General features: G+C 60.0%; 1 protein-coding gene. It reads right to left on the bottom strand.

The genetic code is table 11. The annotated features are described in order from the left end of the window. On the bottom strand, positions 1-280 hold a 280-nt coding region (locus tag MTCD1_RS21355; protein WP_200818659.1), incomplete at both ends, for a hypothetical protein.

Below are 280 nucleotides of genomic sequence, written 5' to 3'. Positions count from 1 at the left end.
CCCATGCATCCATCGTCCACGGGCCATCACCAAGGTCAGCGTCGCCTCCCATAGTGACTTTCAACCAATCGTCAACGCCGTCGAAGTAGGCCGACGAACCACCGAACTTAGACTGCGCCGTGGAAATGCTGGCGCCACCGAATGCCTGAACGGTGTGGCCTTTGTCGTCCTGGAAGTCGGTTGAGCCGTTCTCTCCCAGCATCCGTAGCAGCAATACGACGCTGCTGTAGTAGGGGTCAGTCTCCGCGTCGCCGAACGGCACCGTCGGCACGTCATACTG

The sequence above is a fragment of the Colwellia marinimaniae genome (assembly GCF_002207865.1).
GTDB lineage: Bacteria > Pseudomonadota > Gammaproteobacteria > Enterobacterales > Alteromonadaceae > Colwellia > Colwellia marinimaniae.
This window is presented reverse-complemented; position numbering and strand designations above follow the sequence as displayed.